The organism is Psychrobacter sp. FME13, assembly GCF_014861395.1.
Classification (GTDB): Bacteria; Pseudomonadota; Gammaproteobacteria; order Pseudomonadales; family Moraxellaceae; genus Psychrobacter.
Genome location: NZ_RRYV01000263.1, coordinates 1 through 2,069, shown reverse-complemented (window position 1 = coordinate 2,069; position 2,069 = coordinate 1). Strand labels below are relative to the sequence as shown.

The following is a 2,069-nucleotide window of genomic DNA, read 5'->3' as shown; positions in this document are numbered from 1 at the left end:
TCAATCAGGCAGCTTAATTCTATTTATTAGGTGTCTTAAGTTTGGGAGGGTTACCATAGCAATAACGAATACAGCTCTCGAATGTAGCAAGCACATACGTAACCCTCAATTGAAAAAAGCCTCTATCATCATATGATAGAGGCTCTTAAATTGGATACGGTGTTCTCAATTCAATTGACAGTCATCTAGATGCGCTAAGAACTCACTCATCACTCGATTGACCTGTTCAGGTTCTTCTACTGTCGCTGTATGTCCAGCTCCTTGAATAATCGCAAGTTTAGATCCTGCAATGGCAAAATGCATACGCTCAGCTTTTGGATAAGGTGTCGCCACATCTTCATCACCAACGATGATCAAGGTCGGCGTTATGATATCACCAAGCTGCTCATAAGTTCCTGTACGCTCAATAACACCCATTGTTGCCTTAATAACACCACCCTTACGATTTCCTTGTAACATCGTGATCCACTGTTTGCGCTCAGATTTCCTTAATTTATCTGCCAAAAAGCTACTACCAAACATAATCGGCATTATCTTGTTGCTCACGCGTTTGACACCCAACCAGCGAATGGCTTTGACAAGCTTACGATACTGCGGCACATTTTTAGGATCTTCAGGATCAGCAGACGTCTCTAAAAGAGTAAGTGATAGTAATAAATCAGGACGCTTAAGCGCGATTCTCTGTGCGACAAAACCGCCCATAGATAACCCAACAAAGTGACATTTATCAATATCAAGCGCTGCAAGCAGTCCTAGCGCATCTTCCGTAAGCATTTCCATATCATAGCCAGACTTGGTGACCTCCGATTGACCTTGTCCTCGAAAATCAAAAGCAATACAGCGATAGTCGCTTTGAAAATACTCGACTTGTTTGTCATACATCTGCGCATTCCACAGCAGACCATGTGCAAATACCATCACAGGCTTTTTTACATCATTTGGCGCACTGTCTTCATAATAAATATCCACATTATTAATTTTGATAGTTGGCATAATCACTTCCTTGTTTTATAGATAGAAGAGGCTCACATATCCCTAAATATTCAAGCAGCTTCATAAATAATCCCCTAACATGGGTTTTAGCATTTTAGCATAGCCTATTAAACTTCAATGTGTCTTGAGCGCCCACAAAACCCACTTTTATAATCATACCAAGCTGCTATAGTTAATGCAGTTTAAAAAATATGCAAAACAACCAAGTGCAGAGGTATATGTGATACTTCAAGCAAGACGCTGTCACTCTTTTCTAGAGAATTGACTATATAGTACTATGTCGTCGATAAGACACCTATAATAACTTATACAAGGATAGATACCATGACGCAGGTTTTTGTCGATTACCATGTCGACCAGCACATTGCCACCATTACCTTCAATGATCCAAAAAGCCTAAATGCTTTTGGCACACCATTAAAAAACGACGTACTAAAAGCACTTGATAATGCCGAAGCCGATGATCAGGTTCGCGTCATTATTTTACAAGGCGCAGGCGGTAATTTTTCCAGTGGCGGCGATATCAAAGAAATGCTGTCCCAAGGCATGGATAAAGACGTTATTTCAAACAAACTAAAAGGTATGGTCGAGGGCGCTGGAGAAGTCAGCTTAAAGTTACGCCACATTCATAAACCCATTATCGCTAAATTAGAAGGCGCGGTGGCTGGCGCAGGTATGAATTTGGCGCTCACTTGTGATTTCCGTATTGCGGCTGATAATGCTAAATTCGTACAGGCCTTTGTCAATATTGGATTGATTCCAGATGCAGGTGGTATCTATCTACTCAATCAGCTCATTGGTGCGGCCAAAACCACTGAACTAGTAATGTTGGGTGACAGGCTCAAAGCTGAAGATATGGCTCGTTTAGACTTAGTCAATAGTGTGGTCAGTGTCGATGAGCTAGACGCTAGTGTACAAGCATTGGCCATGCGATTGAGCCAGCTACCAGGTAAAGCGTTGGCATCTATGAAACACATGCTAAATAGACCTCTTGCAAAAGTAGTTGTAAGACACAACGTATATTATTGAACTCTACTTACTTAATAGATATGCCAAACATAGATAAGCTACTCAAA

Annotated in this window: 2 protein-coding genes; one reads left to right on the top strand and one right to left on the bottom strand. The window is 41.1% G+C overall.

The genetic code is table 11. From position 1 onward, the window contains the following. Positions 1-165 precede the first annotated feature (165 nt). Positions 166-993 (bottom strand): alpha/beta fold hydrolase, encoded by an 828-nt coding sequence (locus EI164_RS15785; RefSeq protein WP_192520935.1) that lies wholly within the window; start codon positions 991-993, stop codon positions 166-168. Between the two features lie 324 nt (positions 994-1,317). On the opposite strand from EI164_RS15785, the gene EI164_RS15780 reads away from it, so the two are divergent. Beyond that, a complete protein-coding gene (locus EI164_RS15780; protein ID WP_192520933.1) occupies positions 1,318-2,022 on the top strand; it encodes an enoyl-CoA hydratase/isomerase family protein in 705 nt (234 codons plus the stop codon). Positions 2,023-2,069: the final 47 nt, after the last annotated feature.

Coding starts and splice junctions, on each gene's coding strand:
- EI164_RS15785 (WP_192520935.1), bottom strand. CDS start 993: ATGCCAACTATCAAAATTAATAATGTGGATATTTATTATGAAGACAGT.
- EI164_RS15780 (WP_192520933.1), top strand. CDS start 1,318: ATGACGCAGGTTTTTGTCGATTACCATGTCGACCAGCACATTGCCACC.